Below are 449 nucleotides of genomic sequence, written 5' to 3' on the forward strand. Positions count from 1 at the left end.
ATCGAGATGATGTAGCCGTTCAGGAACGGGCAGCGATGGCCGCGGCGGCCCCTGCCATGGTGGTGGCGCTGACGCGGTTGGCGATCTTCATCGCCCGCTTGCTCTTCAGAAGCTTGCGCGCCTGCGCGGCGGCGAGCACCCAGGCAAGATCGATGGCGACCAGGACCACCGCCATGGTCGCCGTCAGCTCCATCCAGCCGACGACGCTGACCGAGGCGAGATCGATGATAGTCGGCAGCAGCGCCAGGTAGAACATCATGATCTTGGGGTTGCCTAATGTCACCGCCATGCCGGCGAAGAACAGTTTTGCCGGCGAATCCTCGCGCGGCATCTCGCCTTCCTTTGCCTCGACGGGTGCGGTCCACATCTTCCACGCCAGATAGGCGAGATAGGCGACGCCCGCCCATTTCACGGCGACGAAGGCGAGATGAAAGGACTGCGCCACCACG

General features: G+C 63.9%; 1 protein-coding gene. It reads right to left on the reverse strand.

All coding sequences use genetic code 11. From position 1 onward, the window contains the following. Positions 1-19: 19 nt before the first annotated feature. Positions 20-449, reverse strand: a 430-nt coding sequence (locus EOA33_RS38390; RefSeq protein ID WP_145989628.1) for a LysE family translocator, incomplete at its 5' end; no start/stop codon positions are given.

Origin of the sequence: Mesorhizobium sp. M4A.F.Ca.ET.050.02.1.1, assembly GCF_003997725.1 — a bacterium.
Lineage (GTDB): Bacteria > Pseudomonadota > Alphaproteobacteria > Rhizobiales > Rhizobiaceae > Mesorhizobium.